This window comes from Spongiactinospora gelatinilytica, from assembly GCF_003236385.1.
In the GTDB taxonomy this organism is placed as follows: Bacteria; Actinomycetota; Actinomycetes; order Streptosporangiales; family Streptosporangiaceae; genus Spongiactinospora; species Spongiactinospora gelatinilytica.
Genome location: NZ_POUA01000785.1, coordinates 1 through 836, shown reverse-complemented (window position 1 = coordinate 836; position 836 = coordinate 1). Strand labels below are relative to the sequence as shown.

The window sequence follows — 836 nt, the reverse complement described above, 5'->3', positions numbered from 1 at the left end:
GAGCGCTAGTCTCGTGGGCTCGGAGAGGTGTATAAGAGACAGCGCCACCGAGCGCGGCCCCGGTTGCGCTAGATGTTCAGCGAGAGGTCCAGCTTCTTCAGGACGGTCCTGATCTCCTCGTCGGACCACTCCTCACGAAGGGCCTTGACGTGCTCGCCGATCGGGCGACTGGCTTTCTGGCGGCGGGCGATCTCCTTGAGATCCCGCTCCAGGTCCTTTTGCCGGGCCTCTTTGGCCTTGAGCGCCGCCGCACCGGCCAGCTCCTCCGCCTTGGCCTGCGGGTCCTCGGCCTCCACCAGCTTGCGAAGCTCGGCGAGCTGGAGCACGCGCGTGGCCAGCGGCTCAGCCGCCTTGACGCCGAGACGCCACGCCCCGTCGTCCTGTCGGGTGACGATCGCGCGGCCGTCCGGGTAGAAGGCCACGACGTCGGCCGGGTGGTCCTCCCTGGCGGTGATCACGCCGGAGCCGGGGCGCGTACGATCCTTCAGGCCAGGGGTGCCCTGGTAGGAGATGGCCTCCGCGATGGTGGGGTTCTTCTCACAGAGCAACTGCCAGCCCTTTTCCGGGCGGGCGGTGCCGTCCTCCTTGGTGGTGAGCCACGAGAGCAGCCGGGTAAGGAGCGCCTTGCGGGCGGCCGGGGTAACGGGGGCGAGCTTCGGAGCGTCGGCCTCCGGCGCGGGGGCGTCCGGGGTGTCGGCCGGTGTGACGTCCTTCGGGGCGGTGTCGGCCGGGGTGGTGCTCGCCTTGCTGGCGCTACGGCTGGTTGCCATGATCATGTGCCTTTCGGGTGGGGTGGCCCGCCGCCCTGATGCGGCGGGCCGGGGTGGTGTTACTGC

1 protein-coding gene is annotated in these 836 nt (G+C 70.2%); it reads right to left on the bottom strand.

Annotated elements, in window-relative coordinates; all coding sequences use genetic code 11:
* Nucleotides 1-68: 68 nt before the first annotated feature.
* Nucleotides 69-770, bottom strand: a complete 702-nt coding sequence (locus C1I98_RS39395) for a hypothetical protein (RefSeq protein WP_146607950.1) — start codon at nucleotides 768-770, stop codon at nucleotides 69-71.
* Nucleotides 771-836: the final 66 nt, after the last annotated feature.